This window comes from Hyphobacterium sp. SN044, from assembly GCF_021864465.1.
Classification (GTDB): domain Bacteria; phylum Pseudomonadota; class Alphaproteobacteria; order Caulobacterales; family Maricaulaceae; genus Hyphobacterium.
The window spans coordinates 41,302-60,492 of record NZ_JAKKUV010000006.1; the positions used below are offsets into that span (position 1 = coordinate 41,302).

General features: G+C 65.9%; 13 protein-coding genes. 5 read left to right on the plus strand and 8 right to left on the minus strand.

Annotated features, from left to right (window positions below):
- Positions 1-5: 5 nt before the first annotated feature.
- Positions 6-6,821, minus strand: a complete 6,816-nt coding sequence (locus L5876_RS09465; protein WP_236956058.1) for an Ig-like domain-containing protein — start codon at positions 6,819-6,821, stop codon at positions 6-8.
- A gap of 381 nt (positions 6,822-7,202) precedes the next feature.
- Between L5876_RS09465 and L5876_RS09470 the strand changes: the two genes are divergently transcribed.
- The 4 genes from L5876_RS09470 to hemN all read left to right on the plus strand — a co-directional run bounded on the left by L5876_RS09470 (position 7,203) and on the right by hemN (position 12,198).
- Positions 7,203-8,021 carry a ferredoxin--NADP reductase gene (locus L5876_RS09470; protein ID WP_236956059.1) on the plus strand — a complete coding sequence of 273 codons (819 nt, stop codon included), beginning with the start codon at positions 7,203-7,205 and terminating at the stop codon, positions 8,019-8,021.
- A 68-nt stretch (positions 8,022-8,089) separates the two neighbouring features.
- Complete coding sequence (locus L5876_RS09475) at positions 8,090-8,956, plus strand: MBL fold metallo-hydrolase (RefSeq protein WP_236956060.1); 867 nt, start codon at positions 8,090-8,092, stop codon at positions 8,954-8,956.
- A gap of 41 nt (positions 8,957-8,997) precedes the next feature.
- The gene (locus L5876_RS09480; protein ID WP_236956061.1) at positions 8,998-10,806 is read left to right on the plus strand and encodes a sulfate permease; all 1,809 of its coding nucleotides are present in this window, start codon (positions 8,998-9,000) and stop codon (positions 10,804-10,806) included.
- A 54-nt stretch (positions 10,807-10,860) separates the two neighbouring features.
- Positions 10,861-12,198, plus strand: coding sequence for an oxygen-independent coproporphyrinogen III oxidase (gene hemN / locus L5876_RS09485; protein ID WP_236956062.1), 1,338 nt, complete (start codon positions 10,861-10,863; stop codon positions 12,196-12,198).
- A 7-nt stretch (positions 12,199-12,205) separates the two neighbouring features.
- On the opposite strand, the gene L5876_RS09490 is transcribed toward hemN, so the two are convergent.
- A complete protein-coding gene (locus L5876_RS09490; RefSeq protein WP_236956063.1) occupies positions 12,206-12,919 on the minus strand; it encodes a sulfite exporter TauE/SafE family protein in 714 nt (237 codons plus the stop codon).
- A gap of 94 nt (positions 12,920-13,013) precedes the next feature.
- Between L5876_RS09490 and L5876_RS09495 the strand changes: the two genes are divergently transcribed.
- A complete protein-coding gene (locus tag L5876_RS09495; RefSeq protein WP_236956065.1) occupies positions 13,014-13,763 on the plus strand; it encodes a DUF2189 domain-containing protein in 750 nt (249 codons plus the stop codon).
- Here L5876_RS09495 and ccoS read toward each other — a convergent pair.
- Genes ccoS through L5876_RS09525 form a run of 6 tightly spaced genes read right to left on the minus strand, consistent with a single transcriptional unit; the run spans position 13,739 to position 19,189 of the window.
- Positions 13,739-13,930 carry a cbb3-type cytochrome oxidase assembly protein CcoS gene (gene ccoS / locus L5876_RS09500; RefSeq protein WP_039710531.1) on the minus strand — a complete coding sequence of 64 codons (192 nt, stop codon included), beginning with the start codon at positions 13,928-13,930 and terminating at the stop codon, positions 13,739-13,741. The genes L5876_RS09495 and ccoS overlap by 25 nt on opposite strands.
- Entirely contained in the window at positions 13,927-16,107 is a 2,181-nt protein-coding gene (locus L5876_RS09505; protein WP_236956067.1) for a heavy metal translocating P-type ATPase, read from the minus strand. The genes ccoS and L5876_RS09505 overlap by 4 nt, the downstream gene beginning before the upstream one ends.
- Positions 16,095-16,556 (minus strand): FixH family protein, encoded by a 462-nt coding sequence (locus L5876_RS09510; RefSeq protein ID WP_236956069.1) that lies wholly within the window; start codon positions 16,554-16,556, stop codon positions 16,095-16,097. Before L5876_RS09510 ends, L5876_RS09505 begins: the two co-directional genes overlap by 13 nt.
- Positions 16,553-18,031, minus strand: a complete 1,479-nt coding sequence (ccoG, locus tag L5876_RS09515; RefSeq protein WP_236956070.1) for a cytochrome c oxidase accessory protein CcoG — start codon at positions 18,029-18,031, stop codon at positions 16,553-16,555. The genes L5876_RS09510 and ccoG overlap by 4 nt, the downstream gene beginning before the upstream one ends.
- 59 nt (positions 18,032-18,090) lie before the next feature.
- Positions 18,091-19,005: a cytochrome-c oxidase, cbb3-type subunit III gene (gene ccoP / locus L5876_RS09520; RefSeq protein WP_236956071.1), complete on the minus strand. Its 915-nt coding sequence runs from the start codon at positions 19,003-19,005 to the stop codon at positions 18,091-18,093.
- On the minus strand, positions 18,998-19,189 hold the full coding sequence (locus L5876_RS09525; RefSeq protein WP_039710526.1) for a cbb3-type cytochrome c oxidase subunit 3: 192 nt from the start codon (positions 19,187-19,189) through the stop codon (positions 18,998-19,000). The genes ccoP and L5876_RS09525 overlap by 8 nt, the downstream gene beginning before the upstream one ends.
- Between the last annotated feature and the right edge of the window lie 2 nt (positions 19,190-19,191).

Below are 19,191 nucleotides of genomic sequence, written 5' to 3' on the forward strand. Positions count from 1 at the left end.
AGACGTTATTGGGCTAGGCGCCACCCGGCGGACTGTCCGGCGATCACCAGGACCGGTGCCTCGTTATCGTTCGCTGGCAGGTCGATGACCGCGGCATAGCTGCCCGACATCGCGCACCCGGTCAGCGACAACACCATCACCGATGACGCCGCGCCACTGGCCTGGCCATAGACCGCACAGCCGCCCGCGATGCCACGGATCTCGCCGGTCTCCAGGATATGGACGCTGCCGCCATAGGCTCCGGCGAGGTCACGCCACTGCATGGCGCTGTCGGAGCGCGCATCGCGCACGCCCCAGAATTCGCCGGGATGATCGGCCCAGACCGCACCGAGGCGGATCGTGCCCTCGCTGGTCCAGCGCCCGTCCGTCCCGGCCTGGCGGAAGCGGCCCGGCACCTCGGTGTCGAGAACCGGATCGAACACGGCGAGACGCGGGGCCATCCCGTCATCGATGATGGCGACGCCATTCCCGGCGACATGGACCGCGGCGGACACATGATCCGGCCAGCCGCCGTCATGGCGGCGCATCACCACGCTCCACCGGCCCGACGGTACCGCCGACGCGACCGGAATATCCGCCGCGGCCGGCGCGGTGACGGCCGCACTGGCGACCGACCGAACCGTCCCGCCTGCATCGGTGAAGCGGAGATAGACCCGCGCATTGGCCGGATCGAACGGAATGCCCGCCCCGCCGCTCGCATCGCGGACGAAGACCGCATAGAAGACCGCGGCATTCTGCTGGACGACGGTGGTCACGCTCGGCCCGCGCGGCGTGATGCACAGGGCGGACGCGTTGATCTGGCACATCTCGAGCATGACCGGTAATGCGGCACTGCCCGTATCCACCGAAGCGGTCAGCGTCGCCTCATTGGCACCGGCAGAGCCGTCGCCTGCGCCGATATTGACCGCCGCCGCGGTCATCACCTGGGCCCGGCCCGACGCCGCGATGCGGATCACCCCGTCACCCGATGGCGTGGCGCTGGTGCTGAGCACGTCGGGCACTGGCGCGCTTCCGATCGACAGCAGGATCGAGTTGATCCCGGGCAAGGCGATGAAGCCGGCATTCTGGCAGGTCACCAGCGGGTAGAGCAGGTAGCCGGACGGTCCTGTCTGCGTGTTCGGCGTCATGCCGAGCACGAAATTCGCCGACTCGCCCGGCAACAGGTCGAAATACGGATTGAGCGGCCCGGTCGGATTGCCCGACCCGTCGAGTCGCGCCGACGTCAGGGTGACCGGCGAGTCGGTCGGGTTCGACACGTAGCAATTCTGCGCCGCGGCCTGCTGCCCGTTCGACACCGACAGAAGGGCCGACATCTCCGCACCGCCCATATAGCCCGATCGTGCACCCGGCAGGGTCGCCGTCATGATCCGCGCCTGCGGCGGCGAGGCCAGCTGGAACAGGGCCCCCACTGACGCATTGGTGGTCAGATCGACCGTGCACACCGCGTCGGTGCGGCCGGCGCAGGGTCCGGACGTCCACACGGCGAAGACCGAGTCCGGATTGGGCGTGACGCTGAGCGCATAACTCCGCCCGCCCTCGATGGAGGCGTTGCAATCGGCGCTGCAGTCGAGCCCGGCAGGGTTGCTGACGATCCGTCCGCCGCCCAGGCCGGAGAAGTCCACCGACAGCGTGCGCAGGCCGTTATAGGCAAGCGCGAATTGCGTCGCCGCGCCGCTACCATTGCCCGCCGTGTCCTGCGCCGCTCCGGTCGTGACGTCGACCGTGACATTGCCGGTCACCACGGGGGTGATCGTGGCGGTATAGGTCCGTGCGTCGGTCGCGCTGAAGTTCGACGCCGCACCGTTCCCGACCGTCAGATCGGACAGATCGAAACCGGTCACGTCTTCGTTGAAGCTGACCGTGATCTGGAACGGTCCGGTGACCGGAGCGGAGGCCGAACTGGAAATGCTGACCGTCGGCGCCGTGTTATCGAGCGTATAGCTCTCATTCGCGCCGGTTGGTGTTGTATTCACCAGCGCATTGCCAGCCCGGTCGGTGATATTCTGACCCGCCGCGAAGGCGAGCGCCACATTGCCGTTCAACCCGGCCAGATCGCCGCCGGAAACGGTGACGTAGAAGGTCGTGTCCGAGACGGCGAAGGGACGGAAAATGCCGTCATCCGAAGCCGCGGCCTGAACCGGTGCCGAAGCCGAAAGCGCGATGATCGAATTCACCCCCGCCGTCGTTCCCGAGGGATCGAAATCCTCCGGTGAGAGGTTCGAAACCCCTTCCGAGAACACGACCTGCCAGCGCAGATAATCCTGGTTCGTCACAGAACCCGCAGGGTCAAGACGCGTGATCGAAACCACACGCGGCGCGGTCGCGTCATAGGTCACGCCGTAATTGCCCGAACTGTTGAGATTGCCGGCAGCGTCGCTCGCCACCTCCGCGGGGACAAAGATCAGGACCTGACCTTCCTGGTTCGGTGTGATCGTCGCGGTATAGACCGCCCCCGAGCCGGCAAAGTTCGACGCCGTGCCGCGCGAAAGGAGGAGGTCGCCGGCATCGAAACCGGTGACACTTTCCGAGAAGGTGAAGGTCGCCGTGAAGGCCCCCGACACCGGCCCGGCAGGACCGGAGACCACGAGCGTGGGCGCGGTGAGGTCCGCGACGAAACTCGCCGTCGTCAGCGCGATCGGATTGCTGGTCAGGTCGGTGACCGTTCCGGCCAGGATCGACAGATTGACCGTCCCGCTCGCCGTTGGCGTGATCCGCGCCGAATAGCTCGACTGCGACAGGGACTGGAAGTTCGACACGTTCGCGCCCGTGGCCACGATGTCGCCAGAGGAGAAGCCGGTCACATTCTCCGAGAAGGTGAAGGTCACGGTCACAGCGCCATTCACCGGACCGGTCGGCACCCCGATCGCCACGGTAGGCGCTGTGGCGTCCATCGTGACCGAGAATTGCGTCGCGGCGGTATTGCCGTTGCCGGCCGCATCATTGGCCACACCGGCTGCCAGGTCGACCGTCACCGGGCCATCCCCGGCGGGGGTGATGGTGACGTTATAGAGGAAGCCGGACCCGGTCAGATTGCTCGCCGTTCCGTTCCCCACCGTGAAGTCGCCGACGGCGAGCCCCGTGACGGTCTCGGTGAACTGGACCGCGACATCGAAAGCGGCATTCACGGTGCCGGACGGACCTGACAGCGACGCGGCCGGCGCGACGGAATCGAACCTCACGACGCGGGAAGCACCTTCCATCAGATTGCCCGCCAGATCGGTGGCGGACCCGAAATTGACGAAGACGGTGACATCGCCCTGCGCGGCGGGCGTGATCGTTGCGGAATAGACCGCGCCCGACCCGGCAAAATTCGTCGCCGCGCCATTCAAGACCTGCACGTCGCTGGCGTCGAAGCCGGTCATGGCCTGCGAGAAGGTGAAGGTCGCCGTGAAGGCCGCATTCACGGGTCCTTCGGGCGTGATGGCCAGCGTCGGTGCGGCATTGTCGACCGTGTAGGTCAGCTCGGCCCCAGCCGGGATCGTCCGGTCCATGACATTGCCGTAGTCATCGGCGAAGTCGGTATTGGCCAGACCCAGCGTGACATCGCCATTGAGACTGGCGAGATCGCCCCCGGAGACGGTCACATAGAGCCCGATCGAAAAGCGTTCGACATTGGTCACGGTCGCGGTCGTGCCCGAAACGGTGAAGGCGTTGGCCGGGAGTGTGAACAACGAATCGATCGCGCTGAAATTCAATTGCCAGACGAGACTGTTGGCATTGGTGGGCGAGGTTGCCGGTGTCAGGCGTGTGATCGAGGCCAGCGCCGGTGCGGTATTGCGCACATCATAGGTCTGGTCGGTGCCCGGTTCGCCCGCCGGCAGGGCATTGCCCGCCGAGTCGGTGATGTTCTGGCCGGCGGCCAGATTGAGTCCGACCGTTCCGGTCAGGCTTGCGAGATTGCCGCCCGAGAGGGTCAGCGTGTAGGCCGAGCCCGAACCGGCGAGCACACCGGTCGCAGTCGTTCCGGTGATGGTGAAATCGTCGGCCGAGACATTGGCGACAGCCTCGTTGAAGCTGATATCGAAAACCAGCGTATCGGCATTGGTCTTTTCGCCCGCCGGCGTGTTGCGCGCGAAGGCGGTCAGTGCCGGTGCGGTGTTGTCGATGACGAAACTGTTGTTGTTCGTTCCGGTCGGCGTGGTGTTGGTGAGTGCATTGCCCGCCGTGTCGGTAATGTTCTGTCCACCGGCGAAGCCGAGCGTGATCGTGCCGTTCATCACGGCGATGTCGCCGCCCGATACGGTCACGTCCCAGAAATTGCCGGACGGATTCGTGACATTCGTCACGCCAGCCGTCGATCCGAACACCGTGAAGTCACCCACATCGACATTCGACACCGCTTCGCTGAACGTCACCCGCCAGATCACGCTGTTCGCATTCGTCGGCGTGGTGGCCGGTGTCTGCCGTTCGATCAAGGCAACGCGCGGGGCGGTGCCATCTGCGGTCACCGAAAATTGCGTCGCCGCCGTATTGCCGTTGCCGACACTGTCGGTTGCCACGCCGCCGGCGACATCGACCGTCACCGTGCCATCCCCCGAGGGTGTGACATTGGCGTTATAGGTCGTGCCGGATCCGGAAAAGCTGCCGAGCGTCGCATTCGACAGCGTGATTTCATTCGACGCAAAACCGGAAACGGCTTCGGAGAAGGTGATGGTCGCCGCGAACTGGCCCTGCACCGGACCGGCCGGTCCTGAAATCGAGACCGTCGGCGCGGTGTTGTCGAGCGTATAGGTCGGCTGGTTCGAGCCGGTCACGCTCGTATCCACAAGCGCGGCACCGGCCGTACTTTGAATATTCTGGCCCGGCGCGAAACCCAGCGTGACCGTCCCGTTGACCGAGGCGAGATCGCCGCCCGATGCCGTGACCCGATAGCTCTGGGCATTGTCCTGGATCACACCCAGCGACGCCGTCGTTCCGGACACCGTAAAGTCGTCGGCACTGACATTGGTGACACCAGTGTTGAAGCTGACCGCCCAGGTCAGGCTGTCGGCATTGGTTGGTGAAACGGCGGGCGTATCGCGAATGATCTGGCTGACGCGCGGCGGGATGGCATAGGTGACCGAATACTGGGTCGCCGCCGTGTTGTTGTTACCGGCGGCATCCGTGGCCGCCGAACCTGCAACGTTGAGCGTTACCGTGCCAGGCGCCGTTGGCGTGATGGTGGCGGTGTAGACCGAGGCACTCGTGGCCTGGAAGTTCGACACGGTAGCGTTGCTCGCACTTATGTCGCCGACCACAAATCCGGTGACATTCTCCGAGAATGTAAATGTCGCGGTGAACGCAGCCGTGACCACTCCCGATGGCCCGGTGATCGAGACCGTCGGCGCCGCCGTGTCGAGCGAAGCGTGCGCGAGATTCACCCGGATTCGAGGCCGGACGAGGTTGGAGGGCGATTCCGTGACCGACAGGCCGGTATTTTCCAGGGCGGTTTCGATGTCCTGGACGGTGGCGGAGGGATTGGCGGCCCGCAGCAGGGCAAAGGCACCCGCCACATGCGGCGTTGCCATCGACGTGCCGCTGATCGACCGGGCCCGGCCGGGAAGCGTGTCGTTTATGGTCGGCTCAGCCGAATTGATCGCCACGCCCGGCGCCAGCATGTCGATCATGGTCGCGGAGTTGGAAAAGCTGGCGACGACATCGCTGTCGTCGGTCGCGCCAACCGTGATGGCAGGCTCGATACAGCCCGGCGCCCCGACGGCGTTGTTATACCCGTTATTGCCTGAAGCGATGACCGTCGCGACATTCGCGGTCCGCAGATTGTTGATGACCGTATACCGCGAATCCGCGTTGCAGAATGTGGTGTTGTTGCCCCCGCCCAGACTCATGTTGATCGAGGTCAGTCCGAGCGTCGCGCGATTGGTATAGAGCCAGTCGAGCGCCGCGATCTGGTCGGACGTGTAGGAAAGCGCACACGGAACGGCGAGGCCGAAGCCCGCGCAATAGGCCGTGAAATTGGAGAATACCTGAACGGCGACGATATTCGCGCCCGGCGCGACACCGATCAGCGTGTCGCCCGTACCCGGATCTACGAAGCTGGCCCCGGCGGCAATGCCGGCCACGTGCGTGCCGTGTCCGCACCCGGCAATCACCGTCCCCGTATCGCCCGTATAGGCGCAGTCATCGCCCGCATCCGCGGTCGTCGTGTCGCTTGCGGCACCGGCCGGACACAGGCTCGTCGAATCTGTCGAAACCGTCGACGAGAAACAGGCGGATTCGAGAATACGTCCTGAGAACATGGGATGTTCATGATCGACCCCTGTATCGAGAATGGCGATCGTGCTGCCGGCACCGGTCAGGCCCGCGCTGTGCAGCGTGTTGGCGCCGATCAGAGGTATCGTGCCGTTCGACATTGGCGGCACAGGCCGGTCGAGCTGGATATCGGAAACGGAGGGATCCGCCAGCAGGGCGTTGATCTCGTCTGCCGTCAGATACATCGAGACCATCGCCACGCTGCGGTATTCGCGCCGCAGCGGCGACCCCTGCGCGGCCGGGGCAGCAAGCGTGGCCGAGGACACACCCAGCGCGCGCTCGATGATCGCTCTCTGCCGGGCGATCCGGGCGTCGGCCGCCGCGTCGAACGCGGGACCATCAAGACCATCTGCCTCGAATTCGGGGAGATCGAACACGACGATGACCGGCACGCGTTCCGACGCCGCCAGCGCTTCTGCCAGGGTCTGCTCGTCCTGCGCAGCGTGGGCGGGCTGCGCGAGAGCGGTACCGAGCAGCGCGGCGGCCGCAAGCGTTACTGCAATCGTCCGAACGGCGCGGGCATGGCCCAAAAGCCGGCGGACAAGCGACTTCAGCACGACGAAACCGGTCATGAACGTCCCCGTTGTCTCGGGGCCGTACCGCTGGAGCCGGTCATCCCCTCTGTCAGGGATCCGCGCGGTTAAATTCACCGCACGCCCCCGGCTGTTGAGAATGAAAATAAACAATGGACGCCGCAACAATATTTTCGCGAAGGGCGCAATATATTCAACAATCTATGCCTTATATCGCCCTTCAGGCGAGAAGCATTAAACCAGAGATGGCGGGGTCAATTCAGACGTGTGCCGCCGGTGACTGCCGAAATGGCAAGTCCGTGCGACCCGTTGACGCTTTCGCACCGTGCGGGCTGGCCATTCGGGCGGCGGACGCATAGGTGAAAGCTGACCCTTCGCGGCCCGGCCTGCTCCGTCCGCGACCAGAACGCCGGAATGCCCATGTTCGACAACATCCTCCATGACGATTTCGTCCCGCCGAAGACCACGACGGTCGAGCGCGTCCTGTCCGTGAAGCACTGGACCGACACGCTCTTCTCCTTCCGCATCACGCGGCCGCAGGCCTTCCGCTTCCGCGCCGGCGAATTCGTGATGATCGGCCTGATGATCGCCGGCAAACCGGTGCTGCGCGCCTATTCGATCTGCAGCCCGACCTGGGACGAAGAACTGGAATTCTACTCGATCAAGGCCCCGGGCGGTCAGCTGACCACCGAGCTGCAGCACATCCAGCCCGGCGACGGCGTCCTGCTCGGCAAAAAGCCGACCGGCACGCTGGTCCACGACGCGCTCATTCCCGGCGACCACCTCTACCTCTTCTCCACCGGCACGGGCCTCGCCCCCTTCGCGAGCGTGATCCGCGAGCCGGAGACCTATGAGAAGTTCAAGACCGTCATCCTGACCCATACCTGCCGCACCGGCGCGGAGCTCGAATACGGCAAGGAACTGGTCGCCGCGATCCGTCAGGACCCGCTGGTCGGCGAGCTGGTCGGCGACCGGCTCATTCACTTCACCTCGACCACGCGCGACGACAGCGAGACCCAGCGCGGACGCATCACCGACCTGATCGCCAACGGCGAACTCTTCGAGGCCACAGGCATGCCCGCGCTCGACCCGGCGACCGACCGGGTGATGATCTGCGGGTCCGACGCCATGCTGCGCGACCTCAAGGCCATGATGATCGAGCGCGGCTTCACCGAAGGCTCGAACGCCGCCCCGGCGCAATTCGTGATCGAGAAGGCCTTCGCGGGCGAAGGCGTCTGACGCGGCTTGAACGCCGGGCCGCCGCCCGCCATCTTGTGAGCCACCCCATGCCGCCACGCGAGGCCGCCATGAACAGACCTGACGTCAAGGGCTTCTTCGACCCCGCCACGCACACGATCAGCTATGTCGTGTCCGACCCGGACACCAGAGCGTGCGCGGTGATCGACTCCCTCCTCGATTTCGACCAGGCCTCCGGCCGCACGAACACGGCATCGGCCGACATGCTGATCGCCCATGTCCGCGCGCAGGGCTTCACCTGCGAGTGGATCATCGACACCCATGTCCATGCCGACCACCTGACCGCCGCGCCCTATATCCGCAGCCAGCTGGGCGGCAAGACCGCGATCGGCGACCGGATTCCGGTGGTGCAGAGCGTGTTCGGCAAGATCTTCAACGAAGGCCAGTCCTTCCACACGGATGGCAGCCAGTTCGACCATCTCTTCGCCGATGGCGAGACCTACCGCATCGGCCATCTCGAAGGGCGCGCGCTCCTCACGCCCGGCCACACCCCGGCCTGCATGAGCCATGTGATCGGCGACGCCGTCTTCGTCGGCGACACCCTCTTCATGCCGGACTTCGGCACGGCGCGCTGCGACTTCCCCGGCGGCGATGCCGGTACGCTCTTCGACTCCATCCAGCGCCTGTTCGAACTGCCGGACGAAACGCGCATGTTCCTGTGCCACGACTACAAGGCGCCGGGCCGCGACGAATTCGTCTGGGAAACCACGGTGGGCGAGCAGAAGCGGTCGAACATCCATGTGAAGACCGGCACGTCCCGCGAGGAATTCATCGCCATGCGCACCGCGCGCGATGCCACCCTGCCGATGCCGAAGCTGATCCTGCCCTCGGTCCAGATCAACATGCGCGCCGGCGAATTGCCGCCTGCCGAGGACAATGGCCAGCGCTACATGAAACTTCCGATCAACGCGCTATGATCGCGTGAGTCGGGGGACAACATGACGGGGGCGGACCAGCGGTGAAACTCTCGCGCTACCTCCCCATTCTCGACTGGGGCCGCCACTATACCGGCCAGACACTGGTCAGCGATCTCAACGCCGCGCTGATCGTCACCATCATGCTGATCCCGCAATCGCTCGCCTATGCGATGCTCGCGGGATTGCCGCCGCAGGTCGGGCTCTACGCCTCCATCCTGCCGCTGATCGTCTACGCCCTGTTCGGCACCAGCCGCCAGCTCGCCGTCGGCCCGGTCGCCATCCTGTCGCTGATGACCGCCGCCGCGGCCAGCCGCATCGCCGAGCCCGGCTCGCCCGCCTATGTCGAGGCCGCGCTCATCCTCGCCCTGCTGTCCGGCGGTATGCTGCTCGTCTCCGGCCTCTTCCGGATGGGCTTCCTCGCCAACTTCCTCAGCCACCCGGTCGTGTCGGGGTTCATCACCGCCTCGGGCCTGATCATCGCTGCCTCGCAGCTGAAGCATATTCTCGGCGTTTCCGCCGAGGGCCATAACCTCTTCGCCCAGCTCTTCTCTCTCGCCCGCGCCCTGCCCCACACCAACATCCCGACCCTGGTGATCGGTCTCGCGTCTCTGGCCTTCCTCGCCTGGGCCCGTTCGGGGCTGAAACCCCTTCTCGTCCGCTTCGGCCTGCCCGAAACCCCCGCCGCACTGATCGCCCGCGCCGGTCCGGTCTTTGCCGTGACTGCCAGCATCATCGCCGTCGCCGCGCTCGGCCTCGCCGACCGGGGCGTGCGGATTCTGGGCGAGGTCCCGCGCGACCTGCCCGAACTCGGCATCCCGAACTTCGACCCGGAAGTCTGGGCCCAGCTGGCCGGTTCGGCAGCCCTCATCGCGCTGATCGGCTTCGTGGAATCGGTCTCGGTGGGCCGTACGCTCGCCGCGAAAAGGCGCCAGCGGATCGACGCCAACCAGGAACTTGTCGCCTTGGGTGCAGCCAGCCTGTCGTCCGGCCTGTCCTCGGGCTATCCGGTGACGGGCGGCCTCGCCCGCTCGGCGGTCAATCTCGATGCCGGAGCAGAGACCCCGGCGGCCGGCGCCTTCACCGCCGTCGGCATCGCGCTCGCGACGCTCTTCCTGACGCCCTTCCTGTTCAACCTGCCGCAGGCCGTCCTCGCCGCGACCATCATCATCGCTGTGCTCTCTCTGGTGAATCTGAAGGAAGTCGTGAAGGTCTGGCACTTCTCGAAGACCGACTTCGCGGCCATGGGCGGCACGATCGCCGTCACGCTCAGCTTCGGCGTGGAATGGGGGATCACGACCGGCGTCGTCCTGTCGCTCTTCCTGCACCTCTACAACACCAGCCGCCCGCACTTCGCCATCGTCGGTCAGGTGCCGGGCACGCAGCATTTCCGCAACGTCAACCGCCATCCGGTCGTCGTGCCGGACCGGATCCTGACCATCCGGGTCGATGAAAGCCTCTATTTCGCCTCGGCGAATTTCCTGGAGGAAACGGTCGTGCAGGTGCTCGCCAACCGGCCCGACCTCGAACACCTCATCCTGATGTGTCCGGCGGTGAACCGGATCGATGCCAGCGGTCTGGAAAGCCTCGAAGCGATCAACCGCCGCCTCGCCGATGCCGGCGCGAAACTGCACCTGACCGAGGTAAAGGGCCCGGTGATGGATGCGCTGAAACGCTCGCATTTCCCCCAGGAGCTGACCGGGAAGGTCTATCTTCACCAGTTCGAGGCCATCCGCGATCTGGACCCGGACTGCGCCGCCGCCGCGCTCGACGGCACGGCCCCGACGACCGAGCCAGGCAGCACACCCTGCCCGTCCCTGCGCCTCGCCGGCATGTCCGCGATCTGGAAATAGGCCGGTCTCATTTGTCGCATTCCCGTGTTCTGGTGAGGGGTATAGGCAGATCGAATGACCGATCCGGTGCTTCTGAAATACGCCGCGCGCAACACGCCGCGCTACACCAGCTACCCGACCGCACCGCACTTCCATGCCGGTGTGAACGGTGAGACCTATGCGCGCTGGCTGGGTGAACTCACGCCGGAGCAGCGCGGCTCGCTCTACTTCCACCTGCCCTATTGCCGGGTGCTGTGCTGGTATTGCGGCTGCCACACGCGGGCCAGTCTCAAGGACGGCCCGATCGAGCGCTATCTCGACCGGCTGGAGATGGAGATCGACACCACCGCCGCGCTCGTTCCGCACCGGCTGAAGGTCGACCATCTGCACTGGGGCGGCGGCAGCCCGACCCTCGTTCCGGCCAGCCGCATGCGCCGCATCATGGCGTTGGTGCGCGACCGTTTCGACATTCAGCCCGGCGCAGAGATCGCCATCGAGGTCGATCCCCGCACGCTCGACGACGAACGCGCGGCAGCGCTCGGCGCGACCGGCTTCAACCGCGCCAGCATCGGCGTGCAGACCTTCGACCCGGACGTACAGCGCGCCATCAACCGGATACAGTCGTTCGAAGTGACGAAAGCCTGCGCCGACCGCCTGCGCGGCAATGGCGTGAACGCGATCAATGTCGATCTCGTCTACGGCCTGCCGAAACAGTCGCTCGAAAGCTGCCTCGATACCGTGGACCGCGTGCTCGAACTCGCGCCAGACCGGCTCTCGGTCTTCGGCTATGCCCATGTCCCGCACATGAAGAAGCATATGCGCCTGATCGATACCGGCGATCTCCCGGGCACCGAGGCCCGCATCGCGCAGGCCCAGGCGATCGCCGACAGGCTCGTCGCGGCGGGCTATGTCGCCATCGGATTCGATCACTATGCGCGGCCCGAAGACCCGCTCGCGGAACGCCAGCGCACCGGCCATCTCCACCGCAACTTCCAAGGCTATACCACCGACGCGGCCGATGCGCTGATCGGCTTCGGCGCGTCAGCCATCGGCCGCCTGCCGCAGGGCCATATCCAGAATACGGCCGATATCGCCGCCTGGGAAAAGGCTGTCCTGGCGAATGAACTGCCTGTCGCAAGGGGCTGCGCCTATGAGGGCGACGACCTGTTCCGGTCAGACATCATCGAACGCCTGATGTGCGACCTTGAGGCCGATCTCGGCACGCTTGCACGCGAGCACGGACAGCCCGTCGCGAACCCCGACCTGTCGGAACTGGAAGCTGACGGCATCGTCCGGCGGGATGGTGATCTGGTCATGATCAACCCGGAATACCGTACGCTGGCGCGCATCGTCGCCGCCGCATTCGACACGCGGCTGATGGCCGGTAACGCGAAACACTCCGTCTCGGTCTGAAGACCGCCTAGCGGCAGATCCACGCCACCGCGGGGGCATAGGCAACGCTGGCCATGCCGAGCGCCGCGATGGCAACGCCGGCCGCGCCGCGGATTTTCGCCGCCTGCCCCAGTTTCGCGAGGCTGCCGAAACCCAGCGCCGTGGCGGTCACGCCCGGAATGACGCCGAGACCGAACCCGGCCATCACGACAGCCCCGTCCATCGCCGATCCGGCGCTCATCGCCAGCAGCAGGACCGCATAGACGAGGCCGCACGGGATCAGCCCCCAGACCAGCCCCGCCACTGCCGGAGCGGCGCGCCCCGCGGCCCGGAAACCGGCCGATTGCACGAGCCGCCGCGTGACCGGCGCGAACACCCGGTCGGCAGCGGCGAAGGAGGGGAGCAGCCCGGTGATCGACAAACCAATCCAGACCAGCGTCACTGCGGCCAGCCAGCGCGTCACAAGTAGCGCGGCATTGGGTTCAAGATAGGCCAGAAGGCCCGAGCCGAGCCAGCCGGCCAGCGCGCCGAGCCCGATATAGGTGATCCACTTTCCCGTTTGCGCCGCCGCCAGCACGCCGGCGCGCGACGTAAGGCTTCCGCCAGGCGACAGGGAGAACATCAGCGCCGACCCGATCCCCCCGCACATCACGGCGCAGTGCAGCGTGCTGGCAAAGCCCGTCAGAACACCCCCTGCGAACCCGGGATGGGTGAGGATCGAAACGGTCGCGCCGTGGTCCAATTTCGTCCCCTGCACCTGCGGCCTTTTGAGTGCTTGAACCTTGCCCGAAATCATCCGTAAATAGAATGTGGTCTTTCGACGCGGGGAGGCGGAAATGACAACGATGACAGCACAGCGTGTGGACGCGGCATCGCACTGGGACTGGCTCAAGGCCGGGTGGCGCGATCTCTGGTCCGCGCCGCTATATTCCATCGGTTACGGCTTGATCTTCGTGGCCGTGGGGCTGGCGATCACGGCCGGTCTCTGGACACTCGGTCTCGGCTCGATCACGCCCGTCGCGCTCGCGGGTTTCGCCCTGGTCGCTCCGGCCTTCGCCGTCGGCTTCTACCGCATTTCGGCGCTCGAAGACGCAGGCCAGAAGGTCAGTTGGACCGCGATCCGAGACATCCCCAAGGGCCGGTTCGGACAGGTCGCCTTCCTCGGCGTCCTGCTCGTCGTGATCTTCCTGTTCTGGATCCTCATTGCACGGGCGCTCTACGCCAGCTTCACGATCGGCAACTACCTGCCGGTGGGCGAGTTCACGCAATTCGCCCTGTCCTATCCGGCCGGCCTCACCATGATCGCGGTGGGAACGGTGATCGGCGGCGCGCTCGCCTTCGCGGCCTTCGCGATCTCCGCTTTTTCATTCCCGATGCTGATCGACCGCGATGTTGACGCCGTGACGGCGCTGATCGCCAGTGTCGATGCGGTGAAGCGGATGCCGGTCCTGGCCTTGAGCTGGGCGATCACCATCGCGCTGATGACGGCGGGCGGCATTGCCCTCTTCATCCTGCCGCTGGCGATCGTCTTCCCCTGGCTGGGGCATGCCAGCTTCCGGGCCTACCGGGACCTTTTCCCGTCCTGATCGGTCTCGACCCGGTCGGGTAGCGGACCGTCATCGTCGAGCAGGATGCGCTCGGCGGCACCGTCCATGTCTTCGTACTGGCCGGAGCGCACCGTCCAGAAGAAGGCGCCGAGCCCGAACAGGGCGAGCAGGAGCGCGGCCGGGATCAGGAGCAGGATGACGGTCATTTGCGGGCCAGTCTGAGCGCGTTGAGCGTGACGATCATCGACGAGCCGGACATCGCGATGGCCGCGACCAGCGGCGTCACGAAGCCGAACACGGCGAGCGGCACGGCAATGCAGTTGTAGAGGATTGTCAGGCCGAAATTCTCGAACACGCGGCGGCGGGCGGCGCGGGCCACGACGACCGCGTCCGGGATCGCCGACAGCCCCTCTCCCTGCAGCACGAGGTCGGCGGCAGCCTGCGAGATGTCGGCAGCCGCGGCCGGCGAAACCGATACGTGCGCGGAGGCCAGCGCCGGCGCGTCATTGATCCCGTCGCCCACCATCAGGGCCTTGTGACCGCGCGCCCTGAAGCCTTCGATCTCGTCGATCTTCTCCTGCGGTTTCAGACCGGCGCGCCAGTGCGTGATGCCGAGTGCTTCGGCGACATCCTTCACCGCGCCTTCCCGGTCGCCCGACAACAGGACCGGTTCAAGACCAAGCTCGCGCAGACGCGACACCGTCTCCGCCGCATCGGGGCGCAGCGCATCAGCGAAGGCGAAGCGGACCGGATCCGCGCCTTCCACCGACAGCCAGGCTTCAGACGCGCCGTCGGGACCGGTTTGGAGACCGAGCCAGGCCGCCGAGCCGAAGCGCACGCGCTTGCCCTCGACCATGGCCTCAAGGCCGCCGCCCGGCGTCTCGCTGACCCGGGAAGCGACATCGCCCATCCCCGCAAGGTCCGCGACGGCACGTGACAGCGGGTGGCGGCTGGTCCGCGCAAGCCTGGCGGCAAGCTGGAAATTGGCTTCGCCGACCGCATCCCGGTTGACCAGTTGCGGCTTGCCGATCGTCAGCGTGCCGGTCTTGTCGAACACGGCGAGATCGGCTTCCGAGAGGCGTTCCAGCGCATCGCCGGATTTCACCAGCACGCCGGATCGGTAGAGCCGTCCCGTCGCGACGACCTGCACCGCAGGAACGGCGAGGGCCAGCGCGCACGGGCAGGTGATGATCAGAACCGAGATGGCGATGATGATGGCCGTATAGGCCTCCGCCCCGAAGAGCAGCCAGCCGATCGCCGACGACGCCGCCAGCGTATGGACCATCGGCACGTAGAGTTTCGCGGCCCGGTCGGCGAGACGGACATAGCGCGACCGGCCCTGCTCGCCGGCTTCGACGAGGCGGGTGATTTCCGCCAGCAGCGAATCCTCGCGCCGCGCCTCCGCCACCGCGATCAGCGGCGCGGAGAGATTGACCATGCCGGAGAAGATCTTCTCGCCGGGCACGGCGTCGCGCGGCACGGTCTCTCCGGTCACGAGCGCTGTATCGAGCGCGCTTTCGCCTTCCGCCACGACGGCATCGACCGGCACTTTCTCACCCGCCGCGATCAGCAGCCGGTCACCCGGCTTCACATCGCGTGCCGGAATGGCTTCGACATGACCCTTGGCGTCCATCCGGTTCGCCGTCGCCGCCTGCATCGAGGCCAGGCGCCGCGCCGCCGCCCCCGCCCGCGCGCGCAAACGGCTGTCGAGGAAGCGTCCGATCAGGAGGAAGAAGAGCAGCATCGCCGCCGCGTCGAAATAGACGTGGCCGGACCCCCACACCGTCTCGTAGATGCTGAGCCCGCAGGCCAGCGTCACGCCGAGCGTGATCGGCACGTCCATATTGGTCCGGCGCGCACGCAAGGCCCGCCAGGCGGACTCGAAGAAGGGGCGCCCCGAATAGGCGACGGCCGGCAGCACGATCAGCGCCGACAGCCAGTGCATAAGCCCCTTCGTGCCTTCATCCATCTCGCCCTGGCCGAACCAGACCGGGATGGAGAACAGCATGACGTTCGCGGTCGCGAAGCCGGCCACGGCCATGCATTTCAGCAGGCGCTTTTCCTCCGCGTCCTGCGCGGACGTGCTTTCTTCCGGGGCGTAGGGCGTGGCGGGATAGCCGATCTCTGCGAGGCGGCGGACGAAATCCCGCGCCTTCGACTTGTCGCCGTCCCAGCTCAGCGCGAGCCGGCCGGTCGACAGGTTGAGCCGCGCATTCCGCACGCCCGGCATCTCCGTCATGCCGCCTTCGACGCGCGCAATGCAGCCCGCGCAATGCACGCCCTTCACCAGCAGGTCGATCTCGCGGTGCCCGTCGCGCTCGCGCACGAAGGCCGTCGGATCGGCGTCGGTCGAAGCGGAGTATGCGGGGTCTATTGCAGCCATAGTTCGGTTTGCAGGGTAAAGGGCGGCTCACCCTCGCGCCATGCCCGCAGAGTCCAGCGCCCGCGCAGTCCCTCCGGCAGGACGGCGGCATAACGCCCCTCGGCCCGGGCCTCGAACACCAGCTCCTGGTCGCGCGACGTGTCCGCGGGATGGCGGAGCGTGCCGTTCATGTCGAGCCCGTCGATCGGATGACCCTCGGCGTCGAGAACCCGGATCACGACACGTCCGCCTTCGACCTCCGCCGTCGCCGTCCAGCCAAGAGCGGCCTGTTCGGCGCGCGCGGCGAGGGTCGAATTGTAGTCGAGACCCTGGACGTAGGAGCGCGGCTCGTCCTCGCCGCGGAAGGTTCGCGTCGCCTGGATGACGAAGATGACATTCACCGTGATAATGACCCCGAAGAAGACGAGGATCACCGCGAGAACATGCCAGCCTGTGACGCGCTTGATCATCGGTCATACCCCGTCTGGAGCACCGATCGTGTCACCTGGACCTCGCCCGAGACAAGGTCTTCGACGCGGAATAGCAGCGGCTCGCTGGCCCGGTCGATCGCGTCCTGCGGAAGTGCAGCAAACAGGCGGAAATCCGTTGTCCGATCCGGCTCGACGGTGACGACGAGATCGCCGTCTTCCTGGCCCAGAAGCCAGGCGTGGAGCGCCGGATCGCCTTCGACGGTGATGCGGTACTGGTGCGGCTCATGGGTCTTGTTGATGATCTTGACCGTATAGCTGTTGCGCACCGAACCGTCTGAAAGCGTGACGTAATTCGGGTTCCGGTCGCGCAGCACGTTGAGGTCCATCGTCGAGCGCGACCCGAGCGCGACCAGCATGACGGCGGCGACCAGAGCCAGTGTCACGGCATAGACGATCGTCCGCGGCCGCACGAAGCGGAAGCCCGGCTTTTCGCCCGCCTGGCGCTTCTCGACATTGATGTCGGTATCGTAGGCAATGAGCCCGGTCGGCCGCCCGACCTTCTTCATGATGTCGTCGCAGGCATCGATGCACAGCGCGCAATTGATGCATTCCAGCTGCGAGCCGTTGCGGATGTCGATCCCCATCGGACACGCCACGACACAAGCCTTGCAGTCGATGCAATCGCCCCGGCCTTCCCAGCTGTCATTCTTCTTGTGCGGTCCGCGCGGCTCGCCCCGGTCCCAGCGATAGGTGACGGAGAGCGCGTCATTGTCGATCATCGCCGCCTGGATGCGCGGCCACGGGCACATGTAGGTGCAGACCTGCTCGCGCATCGTGCCGGCGAGCGTATAGGTCGTGAAGGTCAGGATACCGAAGAACAGATAGGCCGAGATCGGCGACCCGCCTGTGAAGAAATGGCTGAGCACGTCGAACGCGTCGTGAAAGTAGAGGATCCACGCCCCGCCCGTCGCCCCGGCGATCAGCAGCCAGACGGCGTGCTTTCCGGCCTTGCGCCACGCCTTGTCGAAACTCCACTTCGCCCGGTCGAGCTTGATCCGCGCATTGCGGTCGCCCTCGAACAGGCGCTCCACCGCGATGAAGAGATCGGTCCAGACCGTCTGCGGGCAGGCATAGCCGCACCACACCCGGCCAAACAGTGCGGTGACGAGGAACATCGCCAGCGCCCCGAGGATCAACAGGCCGGTGACGAAATAGATCTCCTGCGGCCAGATCTCGATCCAGAAGAAGTAGAAGCGCCGCCCCTCGAAATCGACCAGCACCGCCTGGTCCGGCGCGCCGCCACCCCGATCCCATCTGAGGAAGGGAATGAAGTAGTAGGCCCCCAGCGCGAGGATCATGAAGACCCATTTCGCGAGGCGGAACTTGCCGTGCACGAGCTTGGGATAGATCGGCTCGCGCTTCTTGTAGAGCTTGCGGTTGGCGGCATCGTTCACCGCCTCGGCATCGTGTTGCTCGATGCCCGGCGCGGCCGCCTTGGGGAGGATCTGGACCATGGTCTCCAGGGACGCTTTTTCAGCCCGAATGTCGATGCGGCAAATGGGCCGCTGGCGGGCTATTGCCCGCCAGCTCCCATCTCGTCTCCGCCGTCTTCCTGACCGCCGCCCAGCGAGTACACATAGGTCGCCAGGGCAGTGATCATCGGCTCGCTCAGACGTCCTTCCCAGCTCGGCATGACGCCATATGGGCCGCGGTGGATCGTCGCTTCGATCTGCGCCGCACTGCCGCCATAGAGCCAGTCCCGGTCGGTCAGGTTGGGCGCGCCCTGCGCCTGGTCGCCGGTGCCGTCTTCCATGTGACAGGACGCGCACTGCATCGCGAAGATTTCCGCACCCCGTCCGGCCGCAGCCGCATCAAAGCTCTGATCCGACAGCTGTAGCACGTACTGCGTGACATCGCGGATTTCCGACTGGCTCAGAAGCTGGTCGCGGCCATAGGCCGGCATCTGCGAGAACCGGGTGTCGGGGTGGTCCGAACGGATGCCGACATGCAGCGTGTAGCGGATATCCTCGAACGTGCCGCCCCACAGCCAGATATCGTCATTGAGGTTCGGATAGCCGACCGCACCGCCGCCGCCGCTGCCGTGGCAGGTGGCGCAATTGTCGCCGAAGGCCGACCGGCCCGCCGCGATCGCGAAGCGGAAGAGTTCCGGATCGCTCTCGATCGCCTGGAAATCGGCATTCTGCAGCCGTTCGAAATTGGCGCTGCGGGAAGCCTGGAGGTCGGCCATCTGCTGCGCCACGTTCACGCGTTCCGAATTGCCCGTGAGGCCGCGGGTGAAACCCTCGAAGCCCGGCGGGGCCGGCAAGGCCGGCATGAAGATCATGTAGACCACCGACCAGGCCACGCAGGCGTAGAAAATCCACAGCCACCAGCGCGGAAGCGGATTGTCGAGTTCTCGGATCCCGTCCCATTCGTGACCCGTCGTGTCGACGCCGGTCACTTCGTCCTTGTGATTGTGCTCAGCCATGGTTCCGGCCCTTCCCGGTATCGGTGCCTTCGGGTCCTTCGGCATCGTCGAGCGGCATCTGGGCCGCCTTGTTGAAGCGTTCGCGGTTGCCGGGCCACAACGCGTAGACCAGCACGCCGGCGAACAGGAGAACGAAGAGGAGAAGCCCCCAGGTTTGTGCGAATTGCGAAAGCGCTTCGTACATGC

Coding starts and splice junctions, on each gene's coding strand:
- L5876_RS09465 (WP_236956058.1), bottom strand. CDS start 6,821: ATGACCGGTTTCGTCGTGCTGAAGTCGCTTGTCCGCCGGCTTTTGGGC.
- L5876_RS09470 (WP_236956059.1), top strand. CDS start 7,203: ATGTTCGACAACATCCTCCATGACGATTTCGTCCCGCCGAAGACCACG.
- L5876_RS09475 (WP_236956060.1), top strand. CDS start 8,090: ATGAACAGACCTGACGTCAAGGGCTTCTTCGACCCCGCCACGCACACG.
- hemN (WP_236956062.1), top strand. CDS start 10,861: ATGACCGATCCGGTGCTTCTGAAATACGCCGCGCGCAACACGCCGCGC.
- L5876_RS09495 (WP_236956065.1), top strand. CDS start 13,014: ATGACAACGATGACAGCACAGCGTGTGGACGCGGCATCGCACTGGGAC.
- ccoS (WP_039710531.1), bottom strand. CDS start 13,930: ATGACCGTCATCCTGCTCCTGATCCCGGCCGCGCTCCTGCTCGCCCTG.
- L5876_RS09505 (WP_236956067.1), bottom strand. CDS start 16,107: ATGGCTGCAATAGACCCCGCATACTCCGCTTCGACCGACGCCGATCCG.
- L5876_RS09510 (WP_236956069.1), bottom strand. CDS start 16,556: ATGATCAAGCGCGTCACAGGCTGGCATGTTCTCGCGGTGATCCTCGTC.
- ccoG (WP_236956070.1), bottom strand. CDS start 18,031: ATGGTCCAGATCCTCCCCAAGGCGGCCGCGCCGGGCATCGAGCAACAC.
- ccoP (WP_236956071.1), bottom strand. CDS start 19,005: ATGGCTGAGCACAATCACAAGGACGAAGTGACCGGCGTCGACACGACG.
- L5876_RS09525 (WP_039710526.1), bottom strand. CDS start 19,189: ATGTACGAAGCGCTTTCGCAATTCGCACAAACCTGGGGGCTTCTCCTC.